This window comes from Pseudomonas sp. CM25, assembly GCF_013179705.1.
Classification (GTDB): domain Bacteria; phylum Pseudomonadota; class Gammaproteobacteria; order Pseudomonadales; family Pseudomonadaceae; genus Aquipseudomonas.
The window spans coordinates 1-23,847 of sequence record NZ_JABMCW010000001.1 but is presented as its reverse complement, the minus strand read 5'-3'; the positions used below and the strand labels follow the sequence as shown (position 1 = coordinate 23,847).

The following is a 23,847-nucleotide window of genomic DNA, read 5'->3' as shown; positions in this document are numbered from 1 at the left end:
CTGCTACTGCAACCCCTGTACATGCCCCTCCCGCAGCCAGAACCACCGCAGGTCGGTTTCAGAATGCGCCTGGTCGCTCGCACGCAACCCTCAAACGCTACAAGTGCCATGCTTGCAGGATGCCTAGGGACCAGTGCGCGCAGACGCGCGGCCGTGGGCGAGGAGGCCGCCAGCACCACGCAACCGTGACGTGGCCGGCGCGCCGCAGCAGAACACGCCGGATACCTGCCCTTACAACAATTCAGGCGGGGTCCGTGATTCCGAGGTCCGCTGTATGCCTGATGAATTGCTCCACCTGCCCGTGATCCAGCGCATCCTGGCGCGCGACAAGGATACCCCTGGCGCGCTGCTGCCGATCCTGCACGCCATCCAGCACGACATCGGTTTCATCCCGGAAGCCGCCATTCCCGAAATCGCCCATGCCTTGAACCTCAGCCTGGCCGAGGTGCACGGGGTAATCAGCTTCTACCACGACTTCCGCACCGCTGCGCCAGCACGCCACACCCTGCGCCTGTGCCGCGCCGAGTCGTGCCAGAGCCGTGGCGCCGAGGCCCTGGCCGCGCAGCTGCGCGAGCAGCTGGCACTGGACGACCACGGCACCAGCGCCGACGGCGCCATCAGCCTGCGCCCGGTGTACTGCCTGGGCGCCTGCGCCTGCTCGCCGGCGCTGGAACTGGACGGCCAGGTGCACGCACGGCTCACCCCGGAGCGCTTGCGCGCCCTGGTGAACGGTTGCCGGGAGGACGCAGCATGCTGAAGGTGTACATCCCTTGTGATTCGATCGCCCGTGCCGTCGGCGCCGATCAGGTTGCCGATGCCTTGCAGCGCGAGGCTGCGCGCCGCCAGTTGCCGGTGGAGATCCAGCGCACCAGTTCGCGCGGGCTCTACTGGCTGGAGCCGCTGCTGGAGTGCGACAGCGTCCAGGGTCGCCTGGGTTTCGGCCCGGTCACCCCGCAGGACGTGCCATCGTTGCTCGATGCTTTAGCCGGCGAACCCGGCGGCCACTCGCTGGCGCTGGGGCCAGTCGAGGCAATACCTTATCTCAAGACCCAGCAACGCCTGCTGTTCGCCCGAGCCGGCATTACCCGGCCACTGTCGCTGGACGACTACCGCGCCAACGGCGGCTTTGCCGGTCTTGCAGCGGCGGTGGCCCTGGACGGGGCCGAAGTGGTCGCTGCCGTGCTCGATTCCGGTCTGCGCGGCCGGGGCGGCGCAGCGTTCCCGGCCGGCATCAAGTGGCGTACGGTGCGGGACGCGGGGGCCGGGCAGAAGTACGTGGTCTGCAACGCCGACGAAGGCGATTCCGGCACCTTCGCCGACCGCATGCTGATGGAAGGCGACCCCTTCCTGCTGATCGAAGGCATGATCATCGCCGGCCTGGCAGTGGGCGCCGACAAGGGCTACATCTATGTGCGCTCTGAATACCCCGACGCCATTCGCGTGCTGAACCAGGCCTTCGCCCTGGCGCGTGATGCCGGCTACCTGGGCAGCGATGTCGCCGGCAGCGGCCAGGCGTTCGACCTGGAAGTGCGGGTGGGGGCGGGCGCCTATATCTGTGGCGAAGAAACCGCGCTGCTCGAATCCATCGAAGGCAAGCGCGGCATTGTCCGCGCCAAACCACCGCTGCCGGCACTGCAGGGGGTGTTTGGGCTGCCGACGCTGGTGCACAACGTGCTCACCCTGGCTTCGGTGCCCATCATCCTGGCCAAAGGCGCAGCGTTCTATCGTGATTTCGGCATGGGCCGTTCGCTGGGCACCATGCCGTTCCAGCTGGCCGGCAACATCCGCCAGGGTGGCCTGGTGGAACGCGCCTTCGGCCTGACCCTGCGTGAGCTGGTCGAAGGCTACGGCGGCGGCACTGCCAGTGGCCGGCCGCTGAAGGCTGCGCAGGTCGGCGGCCCGCTGGGTGCCTGGGTGCCGCCCAGCCACTTTGATACGCCCCTGGACTACGAAGCCTTCGCGGCCATGGGCGCGATGCTCGGTCACGGCGGCGTGGTGGTGGCCGACGACACCCTGAACATGGCCAGCATGGCGCGCTTCGCCCTGCAGTTCTGCGCCGAAGAGTCCTGCGGTAAATGCACCCCGTGCCGCATCGGCTCCACCCGCGGCATGGAAGTGGTCGACCGGCTGATCGCCAGCAGCGATTTCACCGAGCGCCACGACCAGGCGCTGTTGCTGCGCGACCTGTGCGACACCCTGCAATATGGCTCGCTGTGCGCCATGGGCGGCATGACCGCGTACCCTGTGGCCAGCGCCCTCAAGTACTTCCCCGCCGATTTTGGGCTGACCACCACGGAGGCCGCGCAGTGATCAATTACTTCGACCCCGATTTTGATAAAAGCAGCGACCTCGGCACCCCGGCCCGTGACAGCGAGGTACAGGTCAGCCTGCACATCGATGGCCGCGCCATCAGCGTGCCCGCCGGCACGTCGGTAATGCGCGCCGCAGCCATGCTCGGCACCAGCATTCCCAAGCTGTGCGCCACAGACAGCCTTGAAGCCTTCGGCTCATGCCGCATGTGCATGGTGGAAATCGAGGGCATGCGCGGCTACCCGGCGTCCTGCACCACCCCGGTCAGCGAAGGCATGCAGGTGCGTACCGAAACCCCGCGCCTGGCGGGCCTGCGCCGCAACGTGATGGAGTTGTACATCTCCGACCACCCGCTGGACTGCCTGACCTGCTCGGCCAACGGCAACTGCGAGCTGCAGACCGTGGCCGGCCAGGTCGGCCTGCGCGAGGTGCGCTACGGCTATGACGGGGCCAACCACCTGGCCGAAAAAAAGGACGTCTCCAACCCGTATTTCGACTATGAGCCGAGCAAGTGCATCGTCTGCAGCCGCTGTGTACGCGCCTGCGAGGACATCCAGGGTACCTTTGCCCTGACCATCACCGGGCGTGGCTTCGAGTCGCGGGTGGCGGCTGCGGGTGGTGAAAATTTCCTGGCCTCGGAGTGCGTGTCCTGCGGCGCCTGCGTGCAGGCCTGCCCGACCGCAACCCTGACCGAAAAGAGCCTGGTCCAGCTTGGCCAGCCTGAGCGTTCGGTCATCACTACCTGCGCGTACTGCGGTGTCGGCTGCTCGTTCCGCGCTGAAATGAAGGGTGACACGCTGGTGCGCATGGTCCCCGACAAGAACGGCGGTGCCAACCACGGCCACGCCTGCGTCAAGGGCCGCTTCGCCTGGGGCTACGCCACCCACCCGGACCGCATCACCAGACCGATGATCCGCAAGCGGCTGGAAGACCCGTGGCAGGAGGTCAGCTGGGACGAGGCGGTGAATTACGCCGCCAGCGAGTTCCGTCGCATTCAGCTCAAGTACGGGCGCGACTCCATCGGTGGTATCACCTCCAGCCGCTGCACCAACGAAGAAGCCTACCTGGTGCAGAAACTGGTGCGCACTGCCTTCGGTAACAACAATGTCGATACCTGCGCGCGGGTGTGCCATTCACCCACCGGCTATGGCCTGAAGCAGACCCTCGGCGAATCGGCCGGCACGCAAAGCTTCGATTCGGTGATGCAGGCCGACGTGGTGCTGGTGATCGGCGCCAACCCTACCGACGCCCATCCGGTGTTCGGCTCGCAGCTCAAGCGCCGCCTGCGCCAGGGCGCACGGCTGATCGTGATCGACCCCCGGCGCATCGACCTGGTCGATTCGCCGCACGCCCGTGCAGACCTGCACCTGCAACTGCGCCCGGGCACCAACGTGGCCATGCTCAACGCGTTGGCCCATGTGATCGTCACCGAGGGCCTGCTGGCCCAGCGCTTCATCGATGCCCGCTGCGAAACCGCAGACTTCGCCCGCTGGCGCGATTTCGTCAGCCTGGCGGACAACGCCCCCGAGCTGCTCGGCCCGGTCTGCGGCGTACCCGCCGAGCAGATTCGCGCCGCTGCCCGGCTCTACGCCACCGGCGGCAACGCGGCCATCTATTACGGGCTGGGCGTGACCGAGCACAGCCAGGGCAGTACCGCCGTCATGGGCATCGCCAACCTGGCCATGGCCACCGGCAACATCGGCCGCGAAGGGGTAGGGGTAAACCCGTTGCGCGGGCAGAACAACGTGCAGGGATCGTGTGACATGGGCTCGTTCCCCCACGAACTGCCCGGTTACCGGCATATTTCCAACGAAGGGGTACGCGCCGAGTTCGAGCGGGCCTGGGGCGTGACCTTGCAGCCTGACCCGGGGCTGCGCATTCCCAACATGTTCGAGGCGGCGCTGGACGGTAGCTTCAAGGCCCTGTACTGCCAGGGCGAGGACATCGCCCAGAGCGACCCCAATACCCAGCACGTCACTGCTGCCTTGCGCGCCATGGAGTGCGTGGTGGTGCAGGATATCTTCCTGAATGAAACCGCCAAGTTCGCCCATGTGTTCCTGCCGGGCAGTTCGTTCCTGGAAAAGGACGGCACCTTCACCAACGCCGAGCGGCGTATCTCGCGGGTGCGCAAGGTCATGGAGCCGCTGGCCGGCAAGGCCGACTGGGAGGCCACCGTGGCCCTGGCCAACGCGCTGGGCTATCCGATGAACTACCAGCATCCGTCCCAGATCATGGAGGAAATCGCCCGCCTGACGCCCACCTTCCGCCGCGTCAGCTACGCCGAAATCGACCGCCAGGGCAGCCTGCAATGGCCCTGCAACGACGCCGCGCCGGACGGCACGCCGACCATGCACATCGACCAGTTCGTGCGCGGCAAGGGGCGCTTCATGCTGACCGGCTATGTGCCCACCGACGAGAAGGTCAACAACCGTTACCCACTGCTGCTGACCACCGGGCGCATCCTCAGCCAGTACAACGTCGGCGCCCAGACCCGGCGTACCGGCAACGTCGCCTGGCATGATGCCGACCGCCTCGAAATCCACCCGACCGACGCCGAAAGCCGTGGCATCCAGGACGGTGACTGGGTCGGCATCGGCAGCCGCGCCGGGCAGACCGTGCTACGGGCCAAAGTCAGTGCGCGGGTGGCGCCGGGGGTGGTGTACACCACTTTCCACTTCCCCGAGTCGGGGGCCAACGTGATCACTACCGACAACTCGGACTGGGCCACCAACTGCCCCGAGTACAAGGTCACAGCGGTGGAGGTGGTGAAGGTGTTCCAGCCGTCGCAATGGCAGCAGCGTTACCAGGACTTCAGTGATGAACAGCGGCGCCTGCTGCAGGAACGCCGTACAGCGGAGCAAGCCGAGGTACGCCGATGAGCAGCGACAACCTGGTCAAGATGGCCAACCAGATTGCCCATTACTTCGACAGCGAGCCAGACCGTGCGCTGGCGGTGCAAGGGGTGCGGCAGCATTTGCAGAGCTTCTGGACGCCGGCCATGCGCCAGCAGCTGGCAGCCTGGGTTGCGGCTAACGAAGGGGAGGGGGTGGACCCGAAAGTGCGCGAAGCATTGGCGTAGCGGCTGGTGCTTTTTGGGGCTGCTTCGCAGCCCATCGCCGGCAAGCCAGCTCCCACAGGTGCTGTGCATGGCTTCAGGTCAATGCGGTCGATGTGGGAACTGGCTTGCCGGCGATAGGGCCCTGGCAGGTCGAACTCAGCCGCGGGCCAGTTCGGCCAGGTGGGCGATGGCTTCTTCGCTTTTGAGTACCAGTACATCACCCTCCAGCTTGTCCAGCACCACTTCCGAGGTATTGCCGATCAACGCCCCGGTAATCCCGGTACGGCACACGGTGCCAATCACCGTTACCACCGCATCGAGCTTCTGTGCGGTATGCGGGATCAGCACATCCGCCGGCCCTTCAGCCACATGCAGGCACTCGTCGCTGATGCCGTACTCGGCCTGGAACGCGTTGCATGCTTCGCGGTAGCGCTGTTCGATGGTCTCGCTCAGCTGGTACGTCGGGTCCGAGGCCGACAGCATTGGCGACGGATGGGCACTGATGACGTGCAGCTCACCCTTGGCCAGTTTGGCGATCTCGAAGCCATGGTCGATGATGCTGGCATGCAGGCGGCGGTGGTCTTCGTCCTGGTTGCCCACGTCCACTGCGGCCAGCACCTTGCCCGCGGTCCAGGGCCGCTCGCTCTTGACCATCAGCACCGCACACGGGCACTGGCGCAGCAGCTTCCAGTCACTGGGGGTGAGCAGGGCCTTCTTCAGCGGGTTGTCCGGGCGGTGCTCCTTGATCACCAGCTCGCAGCCTTCGGCCTGCTGCACGGCAATGATGGATTCATGCAGGGTGTCATGCCTGGCCTGTTCATGGGTGACGTTGTCATAACCGTCATCATGCAGCTGGCTGCTCAGCAGGCTCAGCAACGCGCTGTGGTCATGCCGCTTGTCGCACATCAGCAGGTGCAGGCGTGCGCCGGTGACGCCGGCAATCAGCTTGGCCCGGGTCAGCGCCCGGCTGTGGGCGTGGTCGGGGTCGAGGACGACGAGGATGCTGCGGACGGCTTGCATGGGGGCAACTCCCTTCAAAGGTGGCACCGGTGCTTGACTATAGCCGGTGCTACCCTGGCTGGCGCTTGATGTACATCAAGCATAGTCACTGGCGCCGACGGCCGCCGCCGGTATAATCGCCGACCCTGCCTGTTCTGTGTGGTCGCACCCTATGTCCCTGATCCCCGAAATCGACGCCTTTCTTGGCTGCCCGACGCCAGACGCCTGGATCGAAGCGGCGCTCGCCGACCAGGAAACCCTGCTGATCGACCACAAGAACTGCGAATTCAAGGCCGCCAGCACCGCCTTGAGCCTGATGGCCAAGTACAATACCCACCTCGACCTGATCAATATGATGTCGCGCCTGGCCCGCGAAGAGCTGGTGCACCACGAGCAGGTGCTGCGCCTGATGAAGCGCCGCGGCGTGCCACTGCGCCCGGTCTCGGCCGGGCGTTATGCCTCGGGCTTGCGCCGCCTGGTGCGGTCCCACGAGCCGGTCAAGCTGGTGGACACGCTGGTGGTGGGGGCGTTCATCGAGGCGCGCAGCTGCGAGCGTTTCGCCGCACTGGTACCGCACCTGGATGAGGAGCTGGGCCGCTTCTACCACGGCCTGCTGAAAAGCGAAGCGCGCCACTACCAGGGCTACCTGAAACTGGCGCACAACTATGGCGATGAGGCGGACATCGCCTGCCGGGTGGAGCTGGTTCGTGCAGCAGAAGTGGAGCTGATCCAGTCACCGGACCAGGAGCTGCGCTTTCACAGTGGCATACCCTTGGCGCAGGCCGCCTGATCGCACCAGGCGGCCCGGCGTTCAGTTGCGCCGCCCCAGCAGCAGGCCGACCACCAGGCCGAAACCTGCAGAAATGGCCACCGTCTGCCACGGGTGGCCACCAATGTAGTCCTGGGTGGCGTCCACCACTGGCTGCGCCTTGTCACGCATGTTACCGGCGGCCTGGCGCGCCTGCTTGAGCTTGAGGCTGACCTGCGCGCGCAGGTTATCTGCCTCTTCGCCAACCAGGGCGGCGCTCTCGGTCAGCAGCTTCTCCGATTCTTCGATCAGCGACTGCAACTCGCTGAATACCTGGTCCTTGATCTGATCGCTGTCAGCCTGTGCGGCGTTTTTGCGGGCCATGAACTCGTCCTCGTCGATGGGGTGGTTTGAACAATGGATACTTGTGCACCGGAAAAGTTGCGTCGGCGTGACGGCGGCACGCTGGTGTAAGATAGCCGCCATTTACGGATCAGGCAGGTGAGTCATGAGTTTCAATCTGGCCAACATGAGCTTCGAGGAACGGGCGCAGATCGAGGCTGAAAAGGCCCGGCTGTTCGCGATGTGGCAGAGCAACCTGGGCAAGGCCAAGGGCGACGCTGCCCGGCTGATTGCCGAAAAACCGCGGCGCAAGGGCAAATGGGCCGAGTGGGTGCGCGCCGAGCTGGAGGGCATGACCCCGCCCGAATACGCCAGCATGGTGCGCAGCGAAGTCAACAAGCTGATGGCTGCCGCCAGCGCCAGCCGCTGATTGCAACCCGTCGGGCGCTTGTCAGTACGTGCCCTTGGGCAAGTCCAGCTTGCCCTCGTCGGTAAAGCGTACGGTGCCCAGCGGCCCACCGGCCAGCTTGCCGCGAAGCTTGTACGGCAGGCCCTGCAGCGAGTTCACCTGGCCCAGCCCATAGGCCTGGCGCAGGAAGGAAAATGCCGTGATGCTTACCGGCACCACAATTACTGCTTCGTCGTAACGGCCAATATGGCCTTGCTGGTCACTGACCCCGGCGGCCAGCGGTTGGCCGTTAACCTCCAGGTTCAGGGCGATGCCGTTGTAGTCGATGGCGGCCTCGTTGGGGTTTTGCACCCGCATTTTCACTGCCATGCGCATTTCCAGCTCCTGCCCGGGCAGCGGCTCGATGCCGATCACGCTGATGTTCAGCGGGTCGCGTGGCTGTAAAAGTGCACAGGCCCCAAGGCCGTAAGCCATCAACAGGACCAGAAGCCAGCGGGTAGAGCGGTGCAGAAGGGCAGTCATGGGGGCGGCCTTGCCAGAGAAAACACGCTGGCAGTGTGGCAAATACGGGTCGGCGTTGAAAGTGATCGTCGAGATGAAAGATACTGTTTCTCATTAACGCCCGATAATTTCTCCTACTGGCCTTTCCCAACCCATGCTGACGTCTCCCGTGTCGAGCCTGCTGGCGAGTTTCCAGGAGCACTACGACGACCTGCTGCAGTTTCTGACCCGGCGCATGAGCGACCGCCAGCGTGCGGCCGACGTGGCACAGGAAACCTACCTGAAACTGCTGCACATCGATGAGCAGGCGGTGCCGGTGCTGCATGCGCGCAGTTTCATCTTCCGTGTGGCTGGCAACCTGGCCATCGATACCTTGCGCCGCGAACGGCGCATTGCCGCCAGCCACGACGACAGCGACGGGGCAAGCGAGCTGGCGTGCCCGGCGCCGGCACCTGAGGCGGCACTGCTGGCTCGCGAGCGGCTGCAGATTCTTGATCAAGCGCTGTTGCAACTGCCTGCCAATGCCCGCCAAGCGCTGTTGCTCAACCGCATCGAGGGCCTGACCCAGGCGCAGATCGCACTGCGCCTGGGCGTTTCCGAGAGCATGGTGGCCAAATACATTGGCCAGGCCCTGCGCCATTGCCGCGGCTGGCTGAAACAGGCGGGCGTGGCGGCCTCGGTAGTCTTGCTGGTCGCGGCAGTAGCGGGCTGGCAGCAGGCGCCGATGCTGTTGGCCGATTACCACACCGGAGTGGGTGAGCGGCGGGTGATTACCTTGGCCGATGGCACACGCGTCACGTTGAACAGCGCCAGTGCCTTGAGCGTCACATACACTGACCGTGAGCGGCGGGTGGTGCTGGCGTCTGGTGAGGCCCTGTTCGAGACCGCTGATGATGCACGGCCTTTCGTGGTCGATAGCGCGGGTGAGCGGGTGCAGGGCAGTGCCGCCACCTTCAGCGTGCGCCGCGATGGCCGCGTGGTATTGGCGCAAGGCGAAGCCAAGGTCGGCGAGCATGAACTGGCGATAGCGGCCGATGCCAGCGTGCAGATGGCCTGGCAACGCGGCAAGCTGATCTTCAATGGCAAGCCGCTGGGCCAGGTGCTGGCCGAGCTTGAGCGCTACCGGCACGGGCATATCGTGCTGTCCGACCGCCAGCTGGCGGCGATGGAGGTGAGCGGGGTGTTCGACCTGGATGAACCTGAGGCCTTGCTGCGTACTTTGGAGCAGCGTTATGGCCTGAAGGTCACCTACCTGCCGTGGTTGGCCGTGGTGCATTGATCGGCATGTAGAAGCCGCAAAGAGGCCGAAGCGAAAAAAATTCATCCAGCACTGCAAGTTCCTGCAAGCCAGATCGTCGTAGTGGGACTGATCAGCAACCCATTCTCATCTACGACTTGTCTGGAAGCTCATTCGTGCCTCTGATGCTCAAGCCCTTGCACCACCGCCGCAGCCCTGTCCACCATGCCCTGATGTCCTGCAGTGCCCTGGCCATGCTGGCCGGCCCGCTGCCGACCTGGGCCGCCCCGGCGGCCGAGCCGGCCCAGGTTCAGGCCCGCCAGGTCCAGCTCGACCTGCCAGCCCAGCCCCTGGACCAGGCCCTGACCGCGTTTGCCGACCAGGCTGGGCTGCACCTGCTGTACACCACCGGCGATGTCGCCGGCCAGGTCAGCCCCGCCTTGCAAGGCAGCTACAGCATCGAGCAGGCGCTGCAGCAGCTGCTGGCCGGCAGTGGCATGCGCTGGCATTTCAGCGACGCCCGCACGGTCACCCTGCGCACGGCCCAGCCAGCGCCGCAGGCGGTCAACCTAAAGCCGATTCAGGTCAGCGTCGCCTCGCGTACCAGCACCGCGATCAGCGAAATCCCCGGCACGGTCTGGGTGGTCGACCAGCAGCAGCTGCGTGAGCAGATCGACAGCGGCGTCAGCCTGAAGGAAGCTATCGGCAAGCTGGTGCCGGGCCTCGACCTGGCCCCGGAAGGACGTACCAACTACGGCCAGAACATGCGCGGGCGCAACGTGCTGGTGATGATCGACGGGGTCAGCCAGAACAGCTCGCGCGGCCTGTCGCGCCAGTTCGACAGCATTTCGCCGTTCAACGTCGAGCGGGTTGAGGTGCTGTCCGGCGCGAGTGCCATTTATGGCGGCGGCGCCACCGGCGGCATCATCAATATCGTGACTAAAAAGGGCGAGCCTGGCCCGGCGCGCTTCGAGACCCAGCTAGGCGCCAGCAGCGGCTTCAACAACAGCGACGACCTGGCCACGCGCTTTGCCCAGTCGATCAGTGGCGGCAACGAGCGGGTCAATGCCCGCCTGGGTATCTCCGGCGAGCAGAACGAAGCCTTCTACGACGGTGCTGGCGACCAGATCTTCATCGACAATACCCAGACCGACCTGCAGTACAACCGCACCATCGACGTACTGGGCACCCTGGGCTTGCAGCTGAACGACCAGCAGAGCCTCGACCTGCTGGCCCAGTACTATGACTCGGGCAACCATGGCAGCACCGGCATCTACTTCCCCAACCTGAACTACAACGCGCCGTCTGACCTGGAAGACGCTGAGCTGCGCAGTGGTTATTCGTCCGACCTGGAGCCGCGTACCCGTCGCCTGCTGCTGAACGCCAACTACCACCACACCGATGTGCTGGGCCAGGACTTCTACCTGCAGGCGTCCTACCGCAAGGAAGACGACAACTTCTACCCGTTCCCGTACTACAACCGCGCCACGCCCACCGGCTCGCGCGGCGTGTACTTCGCCGCCTCGCAGCAGAACTTCGAGGTCACCAGCCTCAAGGGCCTGTTCGCCAAGCAGTGGGACACGCTGAAGCTGACCTACGGCGTCGATCTGGACCGCGAGCGCTTCAACGCCGAGCAGACCACCTTCAACGCCCTGACCTCGTCGGCGTCGGGTGGCCTTGACATGGAAAAGGAGAGCAAGGCCGCGCGTTACCCAAGCTACCGGGTCGACGGCGTGTCGGTGTACGCCCAGCTCGATTGGCATGCCAGCGACAACCTGACTCTGTCCGGCGGTGCCCGGCGCCAGCAGATGGACGTAGACGTCAGCGACTTCAAGGGCGTGCCCGGCGGCAGCAACGATTACCAGGTCAACCTGTTCAACCTCGGCGCCATCTACGACTTCAAGAACGGCCACCAGGTCTGGACCAACTACGGCGAAGGCTTCGACCTGCCGGACCCGGCCAAGTACTACGGCAAGCCAGGCTTGAGCGTGGCCGACAACCCGCTGACCGGCATCAAGAGTCGCCAGGTGGAACTGGGCTGGCGCTATGCTGACCTGGACTGGGATGCCCAGGCGGCGCTGTACTACATCTGGTCGGACAAGATCATCAACGTCGATTCGCAGACCCTGACCATCAACGTGGAAGAGCAGAAAAGCCGCGACTTCGGCTTTGAAGGGGCGCTGACCCGGCATTTCCAGACCGGTTGGGAAGCCGGTGGCACGCTGCACCTGACCCGCTCCGAGGAAGAGGCTGTGGATGGCGGCTGGATCAAGCGTGACGCCCGCTATGCGTCGCTGTCCAAAGCCACCGCGTTCGTCGGCTGGAAGGGCGATGGCCGCAGCGCGCGGCTGCAGGCCAACCACGCATTCAGCCTGAAGGACGATGCCGACCACGAGATCGACGGCTATACCACCTTCGACCTGCTGGCCAGCCAGGACACCGGCTTCGGCACCCTCAGCGCCGGCGTCCAGAACCTGCTGGACAAGCAATACAGCACGGTCTGGGGGCAGCGCGCGACGCTGTTCTATGCCCCGACATATGGGCCGGCGTACCTGTATGACTACCAAGGCCGCGGGCGTACCTACACGCTGACCTGGAGCATGGCTTACTGATGGTTGCTGCCTGACCCGGCCACTGGCGCCGTCACTGTGGGAGCAACTGTCTCGCGCAAAATTTTTGAAGCGTGCGCGATCCCTGTGGGAGCGGGTTTACCCGCGAAGAGGCCGGTTCAGGCAAACGCTGCCAGCAAATCCTGCGCAAACGCCTGTTGCGCTTCGCCGACCACCTGCGCCCGGTGCCGGGCGAGGGTGAACGGCACGACAAAGTCCAGTCCCGCATCCAGCGCCCACAACAGCCCGTCGGCCTCCCACGCGCGTGCGCAATGACACGGCAGATAGCCGATATGCCGCCCCGACAGAATCAACGTCAGCACGCTCTCGATCTGTTCCGCCACCGCCATGCTGCGCCGGCTCTGGAACGGCTCGCCGCTTTTCAGAAGCCGGTAGGGATGGCGCACCTGGTCGAGCTCCAGCAAGCGCTCAAGCTCAACGTCCGCCTCGCCAAACAGCACGTGCCCCTTGCCGCAAAACAGCCGCTGCCGCTCCTCGAACAGCGGCTGGTAGTCGAAGGCGGCCTGGCTGCCGGAAAAGTAGCTGATGGCGTAATCCAGCCGCTGCTCCAGCAGTAGTCGCTCCAGCTCCGCCGGCGGTGCACTGATCAGCTCCAGCTGCACCGACTCTTGCCGCGAGCGAAACGCGGCAATGGCCGCTGCCAGCTTCAGGCTCACCGTCTTGTCCTGGTTTTCCGCCATGCCGATACGCACGGTCCCCAGCAACCGCCCGGCAGCACCATTGGCCTGCTGGCGAAACTGCTCGATGTTGAGCAGCAGCGCGCGGGCCGCGTCCAGCAACAGCCCGCCTTTTTCCGTCAGGCGAAACCCGCCCTTGCCGCGGCTGCACAGGCGGTAGCCCAGGCGCGCCTCCAGCTGTGCCATGCGCTGGCTGATGGTGGGCTGGGCAAGGCCCAGCACACCTTGCGCAGCGCTGAAGCCACCGGCCTCGACTACAGTGACGAACAGCCGCAGCAGGTGCAGGTCGGGATCGTGCACTTGTCCGAGCATTACATTGCTCCTGATGAATGTCAGCTTTGCAAACTTGCCATTCCTGCAATGTAACCCGGCTGGCATGCTGGCGGCATCCACCCATTTGCCGAGGTGTCCGTCATGCGTCGATCGTTGTGCCTGTTGTCCCTGGTCCTGGCCTTGCCGCTGCAAGCCGAAGAAAAGGTCGTCAACCTCTACAGCTGGGCCGACTATGTCGCCCCGCAAACCCTGCAGCAGTTCGAACGGGAAACCGGTTACAAGGTGCGCTACGACACCTTCGATACCACCGAAGTGCTGGAAACCAAGCTGCTGACGGGCGGCAGTGGCTACGACGTGGTGGTGCCGTCATCGACCGTGCTGGCCCGGGCGCTCAAGGCCAATGCCCTGCAGCCGCTGGACGCCCAGGGCATGCCTGGCTACGCCAACCTCGACAAGGACCTGCTAGCCAAGCTGGCCGAGGCCGACCCGGGCAACCGCCATGCGGTGCCGTACACCTGGGGTACCCTGGGCTTGGGGGTGAATGTGGAGGCGGTGCGCCAGCGCCTGGGCGATGTGCCGCTGGACAGCCTTGACCTGTTGTTCAAGCCTGAGTACGCCAGCCGCTTGAAGGACTGCGGCATCGCCATGCCCGACTCGCCACAGGAGGTGATCGGGGTGGCCCTGAATTACCTGGGCAAGGATCCTTACAGCCAGGACAAGGACGACCTGGCCGCAGCGCAGAACCTGCTGAACCAGTTGCAGCCGTCGATCAGCTACGTCGCCAACGGCCGGCAGATCAGCGACCTGGCCAACGGCAGCGTGTGCCTGGCGCTGACCTACAACGGCGATGCCGCGATGGCCGCCGATCAGGCGCGCCGGGCCGGCAAGCCGTTCGACCTGATCTATCGCATCCCCCGCGAGGGTACGCTGGTGTGGCAGGACAACCTGGTCATCCCCAAGGACGCCCCGCACCCCGAAGCGGCGCGGGCATTCATCGCCTTCATGCTCAAGCCCGAATCGGTGGCGGCGCTGACCAACACGCTGTTCTTCGCCAATGCCAACCAGGCGGCCACACCGTTGGTGGACGAGGCGGTGCGCAATGACCCGGACATCTACCCGCCTGCCGAGGTACGCCAGCGGCTGTACGCCGACCGCAGCATGGCCCTGGCCGACCTGCGTCAGCGCAACCGCCTGTGGACCGCCTTCCGCAGCCGTCAGTAACCCATAACGACAAAGGAGCCCGACCGTGGAGCAAGCCGCAAACAACGACCAGGCCATGACCCGCGACAGCCTGTATGGCACCGCCGCAGAAAGTACCTACGCCGGCATTACCAGTTTCGCCCGCCGCCGCTACAGCCGCGACCTGCGCGGCGTCGATGTGGTGGTCAGCGGTGTGCCGTTCGATACCGCCACCAGCAACCGCCCCGGCGCGCGCTTCGGCCCGCGGGCGATCCGCGCGGCCTCGGTGCAGCAGGCCTGGGCCCGCCACTGGCCGTGGGCGTTCGACCCCTTCGACCACCTGGCGGTGATCGACTACGGCGACTGCGCCTTCGACAGCGGCACCCCGCAGTCGGTGCCGGACAGCATCGAGGCACACGCCACGCACATACTGGAGGCGGGTTGCGCGATGCTCACCCTGGGCGGCGACCACTTCATCAGCTACCCGTTGCTCAAGGCCCACGCCCGGCGCCATGGCCCGCTGGCGCTGATCCACTTCGATGCCCACAGCGACACCTGGCCGGACGAGGAGGGCAAGCGCATCGATCACGGCACGATGTTCTGGCATGCCGCCCGCGAAGGCCTGGTGGACCCGGCCTGCTCGGTGCAGATCGGCCTGCGCACCACTAACGACGACAGCCAGGGCTTCGCCATCTTCGACGCCCGCCAGGTGCACCGCCAGGGCAGCGAGGCGGTAATCGCAGCGATTCGCCAGCGGGTGGGTGAGCGGCCGGTGTACCTGACGTTCGATATCGACTGCCTCGACCCCGCCTATGCGCCTGGCACCGGCACACCAGTATGCGGCGGGCTGAGCACGTTGCAGGCGCTGGAGATCCTCGGCGGGCTGCGTGGCATCAACCTGGTGGGCATGGACCTGGTGGAGGTGGCGCCAGCCTATGACCATGCCGATATCACTGCGCTGGCCGGGGCGACCCTGGCGATGGAGATGCTGTGCCTGTACGCGGCGCGGCACAAGGTGGACAAAGCTCGGTAACCTGCGCCCCAACGTCGAGGCTGCTGCGTGTTCATGCAGCAGCCACCTTGTGTCGCGAAGGGCTTCACAGCGGCCCCCTGGGCCCATACTGAAACATCAGGAATTATCTCCACGCGCATTCACACTTTTGCCGCGAACCCTTCGCGCCTTAGGCTATCAAACCCACCAGGCGCGGCATTTTCGTACAGGAGGTGAAGCATGACCCGGACACTGCCCATCCTGGCCCTCGGCCTGGCCTTGTGCCTGCCCGCGCAAGCTGCTTTCGCTCAACCGTTGCAGCTCGCTGCCGACCGGAACAACCCCTACAACAGCCCGATCCAGCGCGCCAACCCCAACAGCCGCCAGGGCAGCATGCCGGCCACGCCGCCAGTGCGCGGCCCGTCCACCGACCCCTACCAGCGCCCGCCGACCCTGGACAACCGCGGTATCGGCAACGGCGACAACCTGCGTCGCCAGCAGCAAACCCCGAACCTGGAACCGACCCGGCCACCGCGTGACAACCCGCGTGCGCCGTGACCTCTGTACGAAAGGAATCCTGCATGCTCCGAGCACACTGGCTAGCCACCCTGACCGCCGCCGTCCTCATGCCCGTGCTGGCACAGGCGGCATCCGAGCAAAAGTTTCGCAGTGAACAAGGCACGTTGACCGTCAGCACCGTGGCCGACGGCTTGCGCAACCCCTGGGCGCTGGCGTTCCTGCCCGGTGGCAAGGACATGCTGGTCACCGAGCGCATGGGCAACCTGCGGGTGGTCAACGCCGAGGGCAAGGTCGGCCCGCCGATCAGCGGCGTACCCAAGGTCTGGGCCGAGGGGCAAGGTGGCCTGTTGGATGTGCTGCTGTCGCCGGCGTTTGCCAAGGATCGCACGGTTTACCTGTCGTATGCAGAGGAAGGCAGTGACGGCAAGGCCGGCACAGCGGTTGGCCGTGGCCAGTTGTCCGAAGACCGCGCCCGGCTGGAGAACTTCACGGTGATCTTCCGTCAGCAGCCCAAGCTTTCGGTGGGCAACCACTTCGGTTCGCGCCTGGTGTTCGACCGCGACGGCTACCTGTTCATTGCCCTGGGCGAGAACAACCAGCGCCCCACCGCCCAGGACCTGGACAAGCTGCAGGGCAAGATCGTGCGCATTCTCCCGGACGGTGAAGTGCCCAAGGACAACCCGTTCGTCGGCAGGGACAAGGTGCGGCCGGAAATCTGGTCGTTCGGCCACCGCAACCAGCAAGGCGCTGCGCTGAACCCCTGGACCGGCAAGCTCTGGACCCACGAGCACGGCCCGCGTGGCGGTGACGAAATCAACATCCCCGAGCCCGGCAAGAACTACGGCTGGCCCATTGCGACCCATGGCATCAACTACTCGATGCTGCCCATCCCCGAAGCCAAGGGCAAGCATGTGGACGGCATGGTCGAACCGCACCATGTATGGGAAAAATCACCGGGCATCAGTGGCATGGCGTTCTATGACAGCCCGACATTCAAAGCCTGGGACCACAACCTGTTCATTGGCGCGCTGGCGAGCCAGGAGCTGATTCGTTTGCAGCTGGAGGGTGACAAAGTGGTGCATGAGGAGCGCCTGCTGGGCGACCTGAAGGCACGTATTCGCGATGTGCGGGTGGGGCCGGACGGTTTTTTGTATGTGCTGACCGATGACAAGGACGGCGCGCTGCTGAAGGTTGGATTGGGCGAGGGCTGAGGTGATGTGGGGGATCGCATCGGGCTGATAGGTGATTGCCGCTAGATATGCATCGTCTGTGAGATCGAGCGCCGCCCGCGCGGCGCTCGATCTCACAGGCGCTGAATATATTGTGGCAAACACCTGCCAGCCCTGACGCAACCCCCATGCTCTGCTTGCCGGCAATAAGCCCGGTGCAGATAATGACGCATGTCTATCGACCCCCAATCCTTGTATCAACAAGCCCTTACCACCCAAGGCTATGCCGCCGACCCCGCGCAAGCTTGTGCTGTCGAGGCCTTGCAAGCCTGCTTCCAGGCCATCGAACAGGCCTGCCCCACCCAGGGCATCTACCTTTGGGGCCCGGTCGGCCGTGGCAAGACCTGGCTGATGGACCAATTCCACCGCTGCTTGCGCGTGCCGAGCCGGCGCCAGCACTTTCACCACTTCATGGCCTGGGTGCACCAGCGCCTGTTCCAGCTCAACGGCACCGCCGACCCGTTGCTGGCCCTGGCCCGGGAACTGGCGGGCGAGATCCGCGTGCTGTGCTTCGATGAGCTGTTCGTCAACGATATCGGCGACGCGATCATTCTCGGCCGCCTGTTCCAGGTGCTGTTCGACCAGGGCGTGGTGATCGTGGCCACCTCCAACCAGCCACCCGAGCTGCTTTACCGCGACGGCTTCAACCGCGATCGGTTCCTGCCCGCCATTGCTGCCATCCAGCGGCACATGCAGGTGCTGCCCGTAGCGGGTGAACAGGACCATCGCCTGCACCCTGGCGCCGAGCGGCAACGCTATTGGGTACAGCAAGCGGGGCAGCCCAGCCCGCTTGGCGAGGTGTTTGCCCAGCTCAGCCCGGACCACACTGGCACTGCTGAGCCGTTGCTCATCGGTTCCAGGCAGGTGCAGGTAGTGCGGCGCAGTGAACAGGCGATCTGGTGCCGTTTCACCGACCTGTGCGAGCAACCCCTCGCCGCCATGGAGTTCATGGCCTTGTGCGACCGTTTCCCTGCGATCCTGGTATCCGGCATTCCTGCACTGGGTGGCGAGCAGCGCGCCGGGCGCATCGCTCGCGGTACCGAGGATGGTGCAGCCAGGGTAGTGGCGGGTGATCGCCAACTACCTGCACTGTCACCCAAGGACGATGCGGTGCGCCGTTTCATTGCCCTGGTCGACGAATGCTATGACCGCCGGGTGGCGCTGTACCTTGAGGCGCAGGTGCCGCTCGATGACCTCTACACTCAAGGGTATCTGGCGTTCCCGTACCAACGGACCCTGAGCCGGCTACGGGAGATGCAACTGCAACGCTTCGCCTGAAAAGGAGCCAAGCCATGGAGCCGTTGTCGCATCACCTGCTGACCCAGGCCTACAACAATGGCTGGGCCAACCACCGTCTGTACAAGGCCTGCCTGCAACTTACCCAGGACGAATTCGTCGCGCCGCGCTGCAGCTTCTTCCCTTCGATCAAGGCCACTCTCAATCACCTGCTGACGGTGGACTGGTTCTATCTGCACATGCTGGAGTGTGAGCAGCGGGGGGAGCAGCCTGATACGGACAGCGAGCGCTTTTTTGACCCCGAGCAACCGTTTGCCACCAGTACACAGCTGCATGCCGAGCAAACTCAGGCCGATCACCGGCTGATTGCCTATTGCCGTGGGCTGCGCGATGGTGAGCTGGGGCGCTATGTGAGCATCGTGCGACCCGAGCGGGTGCAGCGCGAGCAGCGGCTGCGGTTGCTGGCGCACCTGTTCGAGCACCAGGTGCATCACCGAGGGCAGGTGCATGCGATGCTGAGCGACACGGCGGTGAGGCCGCCTCAGCTGGATGAGTTTTTCTGCGAGGAAGAAGCGGGGTTGCGGGCGCTTGATTTTGCCGAGCTGGGCTGGACGGAGCAGCAGGTCTGGAAAGTGTAGCGATTCCTGTCGGAGCAACTGCCGTGCTCAAAATCTGGAAGCTGGCGCGTACCCTGTGAGGGCGGGTTTACCCGCGAAGAATCCCACACGGTCATGGCACCGGCTTTGCCGGTGTTCGCGGGCAAGCCCGCGCCCACTGGGATCGCGCACGCTTGCTCAGTTGCCCAGCCACTCGACCAGCGTGCGGTTGAACCTTACCGGCTCTTCGATCTGCGGCGCATGCCCCATGCCTTCGAAGGTGATCAGCTCGCCCTTGGGAATCATCTTGGCCACCTGCGGCCCGAGCACCGCATAGTTGCCCAGCCGGGCCTTGACCTCCGGCGGGGCGATGTCGCTGCCGATGGCCGTGCTGTCCTTGTCGCCGATCAGCAACAGGGTCGGCATCTGCAGGTCCTTGAACTCGTGGTACACCGGCTGGGTGAAGATCATGTCGTAGATCAGCGCCGAGTTCCACGCCACCGCTTCATGCCCCGGCCCTTGGTTCAGGCCCACCAGCATTTGTACCCAGCGCTCGTACTCCGGCTTCCAGCGCCCGGCGTAATAGGTCTTGCGCTCATACTCGCGCACGCCTTCGGCGCTCAGCTTGAGCTCACGGGCGTACCACTGGTCCACACTGCGGTAGGGCACGCCCAGGGCTTTCCAGTCTTCCAGGCCGATGGGGTTGACCATCGCCAGGCGCTCCACCTGCTGCGGGTACATCAACGCGTAGCGGGTGGCGAGCATGCCGCCGGTAGAGTGGCCAAGCACAATGGTTTGCCTGACGCCCAGGTGTTCCAGCAGGGCATGGGTGTTGTCTGCCAGTTGCTGGAAGCTGTATTGGTAATACGCCGGCTTGCTGGAGGTGCAGAACCCGATCTGGTCCGGGGCGATGACCCGGTAGCCTGCTTTGCTCAGGGCGTCGACGGTGGTTTCCCAGGTCGCGGCACAGAAGTTCTTGCCATGCATCAGCACCACGCTGCGGCCGTTGGCCTGGCCTTGGGCGGGCACGTCCATGTAGCCCATCTGCAGGGCCTGGCCCTGGGACTTGAAGTCGAAATGCTTGAGCGGGTGCGGGTAGCTGAAGCCTTCGAGCTGGGGGCCGTAGGTGGCCGACTCGGCGGCGATGGCCGGGCTGCCGGCGAGGCAGGCCAGGACCAGGGCGGTTGCGCGCAGCATGGGGGAACTCCGTGTAGGACCATGTAGGAAACGGCGACTTTACCAGCCACTGGACCACGCGGAGCGTGAAAGGTGTTACCAGGCGTGATGCCAGCCCAGGGTGATCATCGCCAGTACCGCATAGCGGCCCGCCTTGGCCAGGGTCACCAGCAGCAGAAAGCGCCAGAACGGTTCACGCATGATCCCGGCGATCAAGGTCAGCGGGTCGCCGATCACCGGCATCCAGCTGAGCAGCAGCGACCACTGCCCCCAGCGCTGGTAGCGCTGCTGTGCACGTTCCAGTTGCGCGGCGCTGAACGGGAACCAGCGCTTGTCACGCAGGTGCTCGATGGCCCGGCCCAGCAGCCAGTTGACCACCGAGCCCAGCACATTGCCCAGGGTTGCCACCAGCAGCAGGGCTGCCCAGGCTTCAGGCTGGCGCAGCAGCAGGCCGACCAGCACGGCTTCCGATTGCAGCGGCAGCAGCGTGGCGGCGCCGAAGGCGCTGAGGAACAGCGCCCACAGGCTGAGCATCAGAAGTTGGCGACCACGGTGTCCTGGTCATCCTCAGTCACGCCGATAACCTGATAGGCGTCTTTGTGATCACCCATTTCCATCCCGGGCGAGCCCATGGGCATGCCCGGTACGGCCAGGCCCTTGAGGTCGCTGCGCTTGGCCAGCAGGCGCACTTGCTCGGCGGGCACGTGACCTTCGACGAACTTGCCGTCGATCACACCGGTGTGGCACGACGACAGGCGCGGCGCCACGCCCAGGCGTTGCTTGACCGCGCTCATGTTCGGCTCGACGTGGTCGTTGACGGTAAACCCGTTGTCGCGCAGGTGGCTGATCCAGGCCTTGCAGCAGCCGCAGTTGGGGTCGCGGTAGACATCGATGGTCTCGGCGGCCTGGGCCAGGCCGGTGACAGCCAGCAGGCCGAGGGTCAGCAGGTGTTTGCGCAGCATGGTGAAGCACTCCTTTAGAAACGCAGGCGAATACCGGCGACCAGGCGGGTCTGGCCAAGGTCCTCGCCGTCTTCGCGGGCCTGGTCGGCACGGTTACCGTGCAGGCGATTGAAACTGACCCCCAGATACGGCGCAAAGCCGCGGGTGACCTCGTAGCGCAGGCGCAGGCCGACCTCACTGTCGGCCAGCCCCGCGCCTTGCTCGCGCCCGGCATCGTTGCGGCCGTAGAGGTTGGCTTCCAGGGTCGGTTCCAGTATCCAGCGGTTGGTCAGCAGCATAGCGTAAGCGGCTTCCAGGCGCAGCGCGGTCTGTTGCCGCTCGCCAGCGTAGGCGGTGGCTTGGAGCTCCAGGCCATACAGCGGCGTGCCCTGGATGCCGAAGCCGGCCCAGGTTTGGCCACTGGCGGGCTTTAAGTCCTGGCGCACGCCCGCCACCAGCTCCCACCACGGGCTGACGGCATGCCCCCACAGTGCCTGAAGCTCGGCCTTGTGGGTCTTGCCCTGCTCGCGTTCGCCTTCGCTGCGTAGCCACAGCCGGTCGATATCGCCGCCGACCCAGGCCGTGGCATTCCAGTTCAGGGCATGGCTGTTTTCGAAGTTCTGGTATTCGAGCTTGTCCACGGTCACGGCCCAGTTCATTGCCCGGTCGTGTACCTGATGCCCAGGCAGCAGCGGGAAGGCGGCACGGCGGTCGGCGTCGGTGAGGGCGGGCAGGGGCGTGCGTGGCCGGACGGGGGGGACTGGCGCATGGCCCATGCCTTGATGGTTCATCTGGCCATGATTCATGTGCTGCATGCCGGCGGCCAGTGCGCGTTCGCTGGCCAACAGGGCCAGCAGCGTCGCGCCTGCCACAAGGCTGCGGTTGCGGGTGTCATTCATCGACGCGTACCTCGCGGAACATGCCGGTCTCCATGTGGTAGAGCAGGTGGCAGTGATAGGCCCAGCGGCCCAGGGCATCGGCGCTCACCCGGTACGAGCGGCGGCTGCCAGGCGGGATGTCGATGGTGTGCTTGCGCACCAGGAACTGCCCATGTTCGTCCTCCAGGTCGCTCCACATGCCGTGCAGGTGGATGGGGTGGGTCATCATGGTGTCGTTGACCAGGGTGATGCGTACCCGCTCGCCGTAGGTCAGGCGCAGCGGCTCGGCATCGCTGAACTTGATGCCGTCGAACGACCAGGCGAACCGCTCCATGTGGCCGGTCAGGTGCAGCTCGATGTCGCGGGAGGGGGCGCGGCCGTCCGGGTCGGGGTAGGGGCTGCGCAGGTCGGCGTAGGTCAGCACCCGGCGGCCATTGTTGCGCAGGCCGATGCCCGGGTCGGCCAGGTTGGGGCGCGGGGCCATGGTCTGCATGTCCACCAGCGGGTTGCCGGTTTCGCTGGCAGGGTGTTGCTGCATCGCCGGCATGGCCGCGTGGTCCATGCCGGCCATGTTGCTATGGTCCATGCCTGCCATGCCGCCGTGGCCCATGTCGTCCATGCTCAGCACCGGCCGTGGGTCAGGTACAGGCACGGCTGCCTGCAACCCGGCAGTGCGGGCCAGGGTGCCACGGGCGAAGCCGGTGCGGTCCATGCTCTGGGCGAACAAGGTATAGGCGGGCAGGTCGCCCACGGTCACCAGCACGTCGTAGGTCTCGGCCACGGCAATGCGCAGCTCATCCACGCTCACCGGCGTCACCGGCAGGCCGTCGGCAGCGATCACCGTCAGTTTCAGCCCCGGGATACGGAAGTCGAAGTAGGTCATGGCCGAGGCATTGATCAGCCGCAGGCGCACGGTTTCGCCCGGCTGGAACAGGCAGGTGAAGTTGCCCTCCGGCGGCTGGCCGTTGAGCAGGTAGGTATAGGTGGCGGCGCTGATATCGGCCAGGTCGGTGGGGCTCATGCGCATGCGCGCCCAGGCCGTGCGCTCGGCAACGGTCTGCCGCCAACCGTCGTCGGCCACCTCATCGATGAAATCGCCGACCGTGCGCTTGTGGTAGTTGTACGCATCGGACTGTTTCTTCAGCGTGGCCATCAGCTGCTCCGGCGCCTGGTCCGACCAGTCGCTGAACAGCAGCACATGGTCGCGCTGGTAGCGGTGTGGTTCAGGTTCGCGCGGCTCGATGACAATCGCCCCGTAGACCCCGGCCTGCTCCTGCAGCGCTGAATGGCTGTGGTACCAGTAGGTGCCGCTCTGGCGCAGGGTGAACTGGTACAAATAGTCGCCGCCGGGTTCGATGCCGGCAAAACTCAGGCCAGGTACGCCGTCCATGTTGGCCGGCAGGATGATGCCGTGCCAGTGGATCGAGGTATCCTGCGCCAGGCGGTTGCGCACACGCAGAGTCACGCTGTCGCCTTCACGCCAGCGCAGCAGCGGGCCGGGCAGGCTGTTGTTGATGGTCAGTGCGGTGCGCGGGCGACCGGTGATGTTCACCGGTGTCAGGCCGATGAACAACTCGAAGTGCTGGCCGGCCAGGTCCTGGCCGGCTGCGGCCTGGGCCAGCGGGCGCCACAGCCCCAGGCCCGTCAGCGTGGTGGCGGCGCCCAGGCCTTTGACAAAAGTACGGCGGGAGGGGTTGCGCAACATGGCGTAGCCTCATGCGGGTGAGCCGCGATGTTCGCCGCTGGCGCCTGTCAGGCAGCTGAGGTGCACATTACAGCGTTGTCAGCTGGCGGCTTCGCTGGCACCGATGTCGCGCATCAGCAGGGCGTACTCCAGGGCAACCTGCTCGGGGATCGGCAGGTACACCACATGGCCGTCACCTGGCGCCACCTCGATGGCCTGCTGCTGGCGGTTGCA

At 65.3% G+C, this 23,847-nt stretch carries 23 protein-coding genes and 1 pseudogene; 14 read left to right on the top strand and 10 right to left on the bottom strand.

The features are described from left to right. Positions 1–274 precede the first annotated feature (274 nt). From HP546_RS00120 to HP546_RS00105, 4 genes are read left to right on the top strand one after another with little or no spacing between them, the layout of a single operon-like run. The gene (locus HP546_RS00120; protein WP_172218485.1) at positions 275–757 is read left to right on the top strand and encodes a formate dehydrogenase subunit gamma; all 483 of its coding nucleotides are present in this window, start codon (positions 275–277) and stop codon (positions 755–757) included. Continuing rightward, entirely contained in the window at positions 751–2,310 is a 1,560-nt protein-coding gene (locus tag HP546_RS00115; RefSeq protein ID WP_172218483.1) for an NADH-quinone oxidoreductase subunit NuoF, read from the top strand. The genes HP546_RS00120 and HP546_RS00115 overlap by 7 nt, the downstream gene beginning before the upstream one ends. Beyond that, the gene (fdhF, locus tag HP546_RS00110; RefSeq protein ID WP_172218481.1) at positions 2,307–5,189 is read left to right on the top strand and encodes a formate dehydrogenase subunit alpha; all 2,883 of its coding nucleotides are present in this window, start codon (positions 2,307–2,309) and stop codon (positions 5,187–5,189) included. The genes HP546_RS00115 and fdhF overlap by 4 nt, the downstream gene beginning before the upstream one ends. Beyond that, positions 5,186–5,389, top strand: a complete 204-nt coding sequence (locus HP546_RS00105; RefSeq protein ID WP_172218479.1) for a formate dehydrogenase subunit delta — start codon at positions 5,186–5,188, stop codon at positions 5,387–5,389. The genes fdhF and HP546_RS00105 overlap by 4 nt, the downstream gene beginning before the upstream one ends. Positions 5,390–5,524: 135 nt before the next feature. Here HP546_RS00105 and HP546_RS00100 read toward each other — a convergent pair whose 3' ends face one another. After that, on the bottom strand, positions 5,525–6,388 hold the full coding sequence (locus tag HP546_RS00100) for a universal stress protein (RefSeq protein WP_172218477.1): 864 nt from the start codon (positions 6,386–6,388) through the stop codon (positions 5,525–5,527). 151 nt (positions 6,389–6,539) lie between these two features. Here HP546_RS00100 and HP546_RS00095 point away from each other — a divergent pair, with 151 nt between their 5' ends. Continuing rightward, positions 6,540–7,157, top strand: a complete 618-nt coding sequence (locus tag HP546_RS00095) for a tRNA-(ms[2]io[6]A)-hydroxylase (protein WP_172218475.1) — start codon at positions 6,540–6,542, stop codon at positions 7,155–7,157. A 21-nt stretch (positions 7,158–7,178) separates the two neighbouring features. Here the strand turns inward: HP546_RS00095 and HP546_RS00090 are convergent, their stop codons facing one another. After that, entirely contained in the window at positions 7,179–7,499 is a 321-nt protein-coding gene (locus tag HP546_RS00090) for a YqjD family protein (protein ID WP_172218473.1), read from the bottom strand. 124 nt (positions 7,500–7,623) lie between these two features. Between HP546_RS00090 and HP546_RS00085 the strand changes: the two genes are divergently transcribed. Continuing rightward, positions 7,624–7,887: a hypothetical protein gene (locus HP546_RS00085; protein ID WP_172218471.1), complete on the top strand. Its 264-nt coding sequence runs from the start codon at positions 7,624–7,626 to the stop codon at positions 7,885–7,887. A gap of 21 nt (positions 7,888–7,908) precedes the next feature. On the opposite strand, the gene HP546_RS00080 is transcribed toward HP546_RS00085, so the two are convergent. Continuing rightward, positions 7,909–8,388, bottom strand: a complete 480-nt coding sequence (locus HP546_RS00080; RefSeq protein ID WP_172218469.1) for an LEA type 2 family protein — start codon at positions 8,386–8,388, stop codon at positions 7,909–7,911. A 133-nt stretch (positions 8,389–8,521) separates the two neighbouring features. Here HP546_RS00080 and HP546_RS00075 point away from each other — a divergent pair, with 133 nt between their 5' ends. Together HP546_RS00075 and HP546_RS00070 are read left to right on the top strand one after the other, a co-directional pair. Beyond that, positions 8,522–9,646, top strand: coding sequence for a sigma-70 family RNA polymerase sigma factor (locus HP546_RS00075; RefSeq protein ID WP_172218467.1), 1,125 nt, complete (start codon positions 8,522–8,524; stop codon positions 9,644–9,646). Between the two features lie 143 nt (positions 9,647–9,789). Continuing rightward, positions 9,790–12,216 (top strand): TonB-dependent receptor, encoded by a 2,427-nt coding sequence (locus HP546_RS00070; protein WP_172218538.1) that lies wholly within the window; start codon positions 9,790–9,792, stop codon positions 12,214–12,216. Between the two features lie 116 nt (positions 12,217–12,332). On the opposite strand, the gene HP546_RS00065 is transcribed toward HP546_RS00070, so the two are convergent. After that, a complete protein-coding gene (locus HP546_RS00065) occupies positions 12,333–13,223 on the bottom strand; it encodes a LysR family transcriptional regulator (protein WP_172218465.1) in 891 nt (296 codons plus the stop codon). 102 nt (positions 13,224–13,325) lie between these two features. On the opposite strand from HP546_RS00065, the gene HP546_RS00060 reads away from it, so the two are divergent. The 6 genes from HP546_RS00060 to HP546_RS00035 all read left to right on the top strand — a co-directional run bounded on the left by HP546_RS00060 (position 13,326) and on the right by HP546_RS00035 (position 18,976). Beyond that, positions 13,326–14,405 carry a polyamine ABC transporter substrate-binding protein gene (locus HP546_RS00060; RefSeq protein ID WP_172218463.1) on the top strand — a complete coding sequence of 360 codons (1,080 nt, stop codon included), beginning with the start codon at positions 13,326–13,328 and terminating at the stop codon, positions 14,403–14,405. A gap of 25 nt (positions 14,406–14,430) precedes the next feature. Further along, complete coding sequence (gene speB / locus HP546_RS00055) at positions 14,431–15,396, top strand: agmatinase (protein WP_172218461.1); 966 nt, start codon at positions 14,431–14,433, stop codon at positions 15,394–15,396. Positions 15,397–15,594: 198 nt separating this feature from the next. Then, positions 15,595–15,912: a hypothetical protein gene (locus HP546_RS00050; RefSeq protein WP_172218459.1), complete on the top strand. Its 318-nt coding sequence runs from the start codon at positions 15,595–15,597 to the stop codon at positions 15,910–15,912. Between the two features lie 23 nt (positions 15,913–15,935). Further along, positions 15,936–17,084, top strand: coding sequence for a PQQ-dependent sugar dehydrogenase (locus tag HP546_RS00045; protein ID WP_172218457.1), 1,149 nt, complete (start codon positions 15,936–15,938; stop codon positions 17,082–17,084). 189 nt (positions 17,085–17,273) lie between these two features. Next, positions 17,274–18,380, top strand: coding sequence for a cell division protein ZapE (zapE, locus tag HP546_RS00040; protein WP_172218455.1), 1,107 nt, complete (start codon positions 17,274–17,276; stop codon positions 18,378–18,380). Positions 18,381–18,394: 14 nt separating this feature from the next. Beyond that, positions 18,395–18,976, top strand: a complete 582-nt coding sequence (locus HP546_RS00035; RefSeq protein ID WP_172218453.1) for a DinB family protein — start codon at positions 18,395–18,397, stop codon at positions 18,974–18,976. A gap of 156 nt (positions 18,977–19,132) precedes the next feature. Here the strand turns inward: HP546_RS00035 and HP546_RS00030 are convergent, their stop codons facing one another. The 6 genes and pseudogenes from HP546_RS00030 to HP546_RS31215 form a co-directional block, all read right to left on the bottom strand. After that, positions 19,133–20,131: an alpha/beta fold hydrolase gene (locus HP546_RS00030; RefSeq protein WP_172218451.1), complete on the bottom strand. Its 999-nt coding sequence runs from the start codon at positions 20,129–20,131 to the stop codon at positions 19,133–19,135. 75 nt (positions 20,132–20,206) lie between these two features. Next, entirely contained in the window at positions 20,207–20,644 is a 438-nt protein-coding gene (locus HP546_RS00025; RefSeq protein WP_172218449.1) for a YqaA family protein, read from the bottom strand. Beyond that, a complete protein-coding gene (locus tag HP546_RS00020; protein ID WP_172218447.1) occupies positions 20,644–21,072 on the bottom strand; it encodes a DUF411 domain-containing protein in 429 nt (142 codons plus the stop codon). The genes HP546_RS00025 and HP546_RS00020 overlap by 1 nt, the downstream gene beginning before the upstream one ends. Positions 21,073–21,086: 14 nt before the next feature. Further along, complete coding sequence (locus HP546_RS00015) at positions 21,087–21,950, bottom strand: copper resistance protein B (RefSeq protein ID WP_172218445.1); 864 nt, start codon at positions 21,948–21,950, stop codon at positions 21,087–21,089. Continuing rightward, the gene (locus HP546_RS00010) at positions 21,943–23,631 is read right to left on the bottom strand and encodes a copper resistance system multicopper oxidase (protein WP_372242401.1); all 1,689 of its coding nucleotides are present in this window, start codon (positions 23,629–23,631) and stop codon (positions 21,943–21,945) included. The genes HP546_RS00015 and HP546_RS00010 overlap by 8 nt, the downstream gene beginning before the upstream one ends. 81 nt (positions 23,632–23,712) lie before the next feature. After that, a pseudogene (locus HP546_RS31215) lies at positions 23,713–23,847 on the bottom strand (U32 family peptidase C-terminal domain-containing protein); the annotation flags it as partial.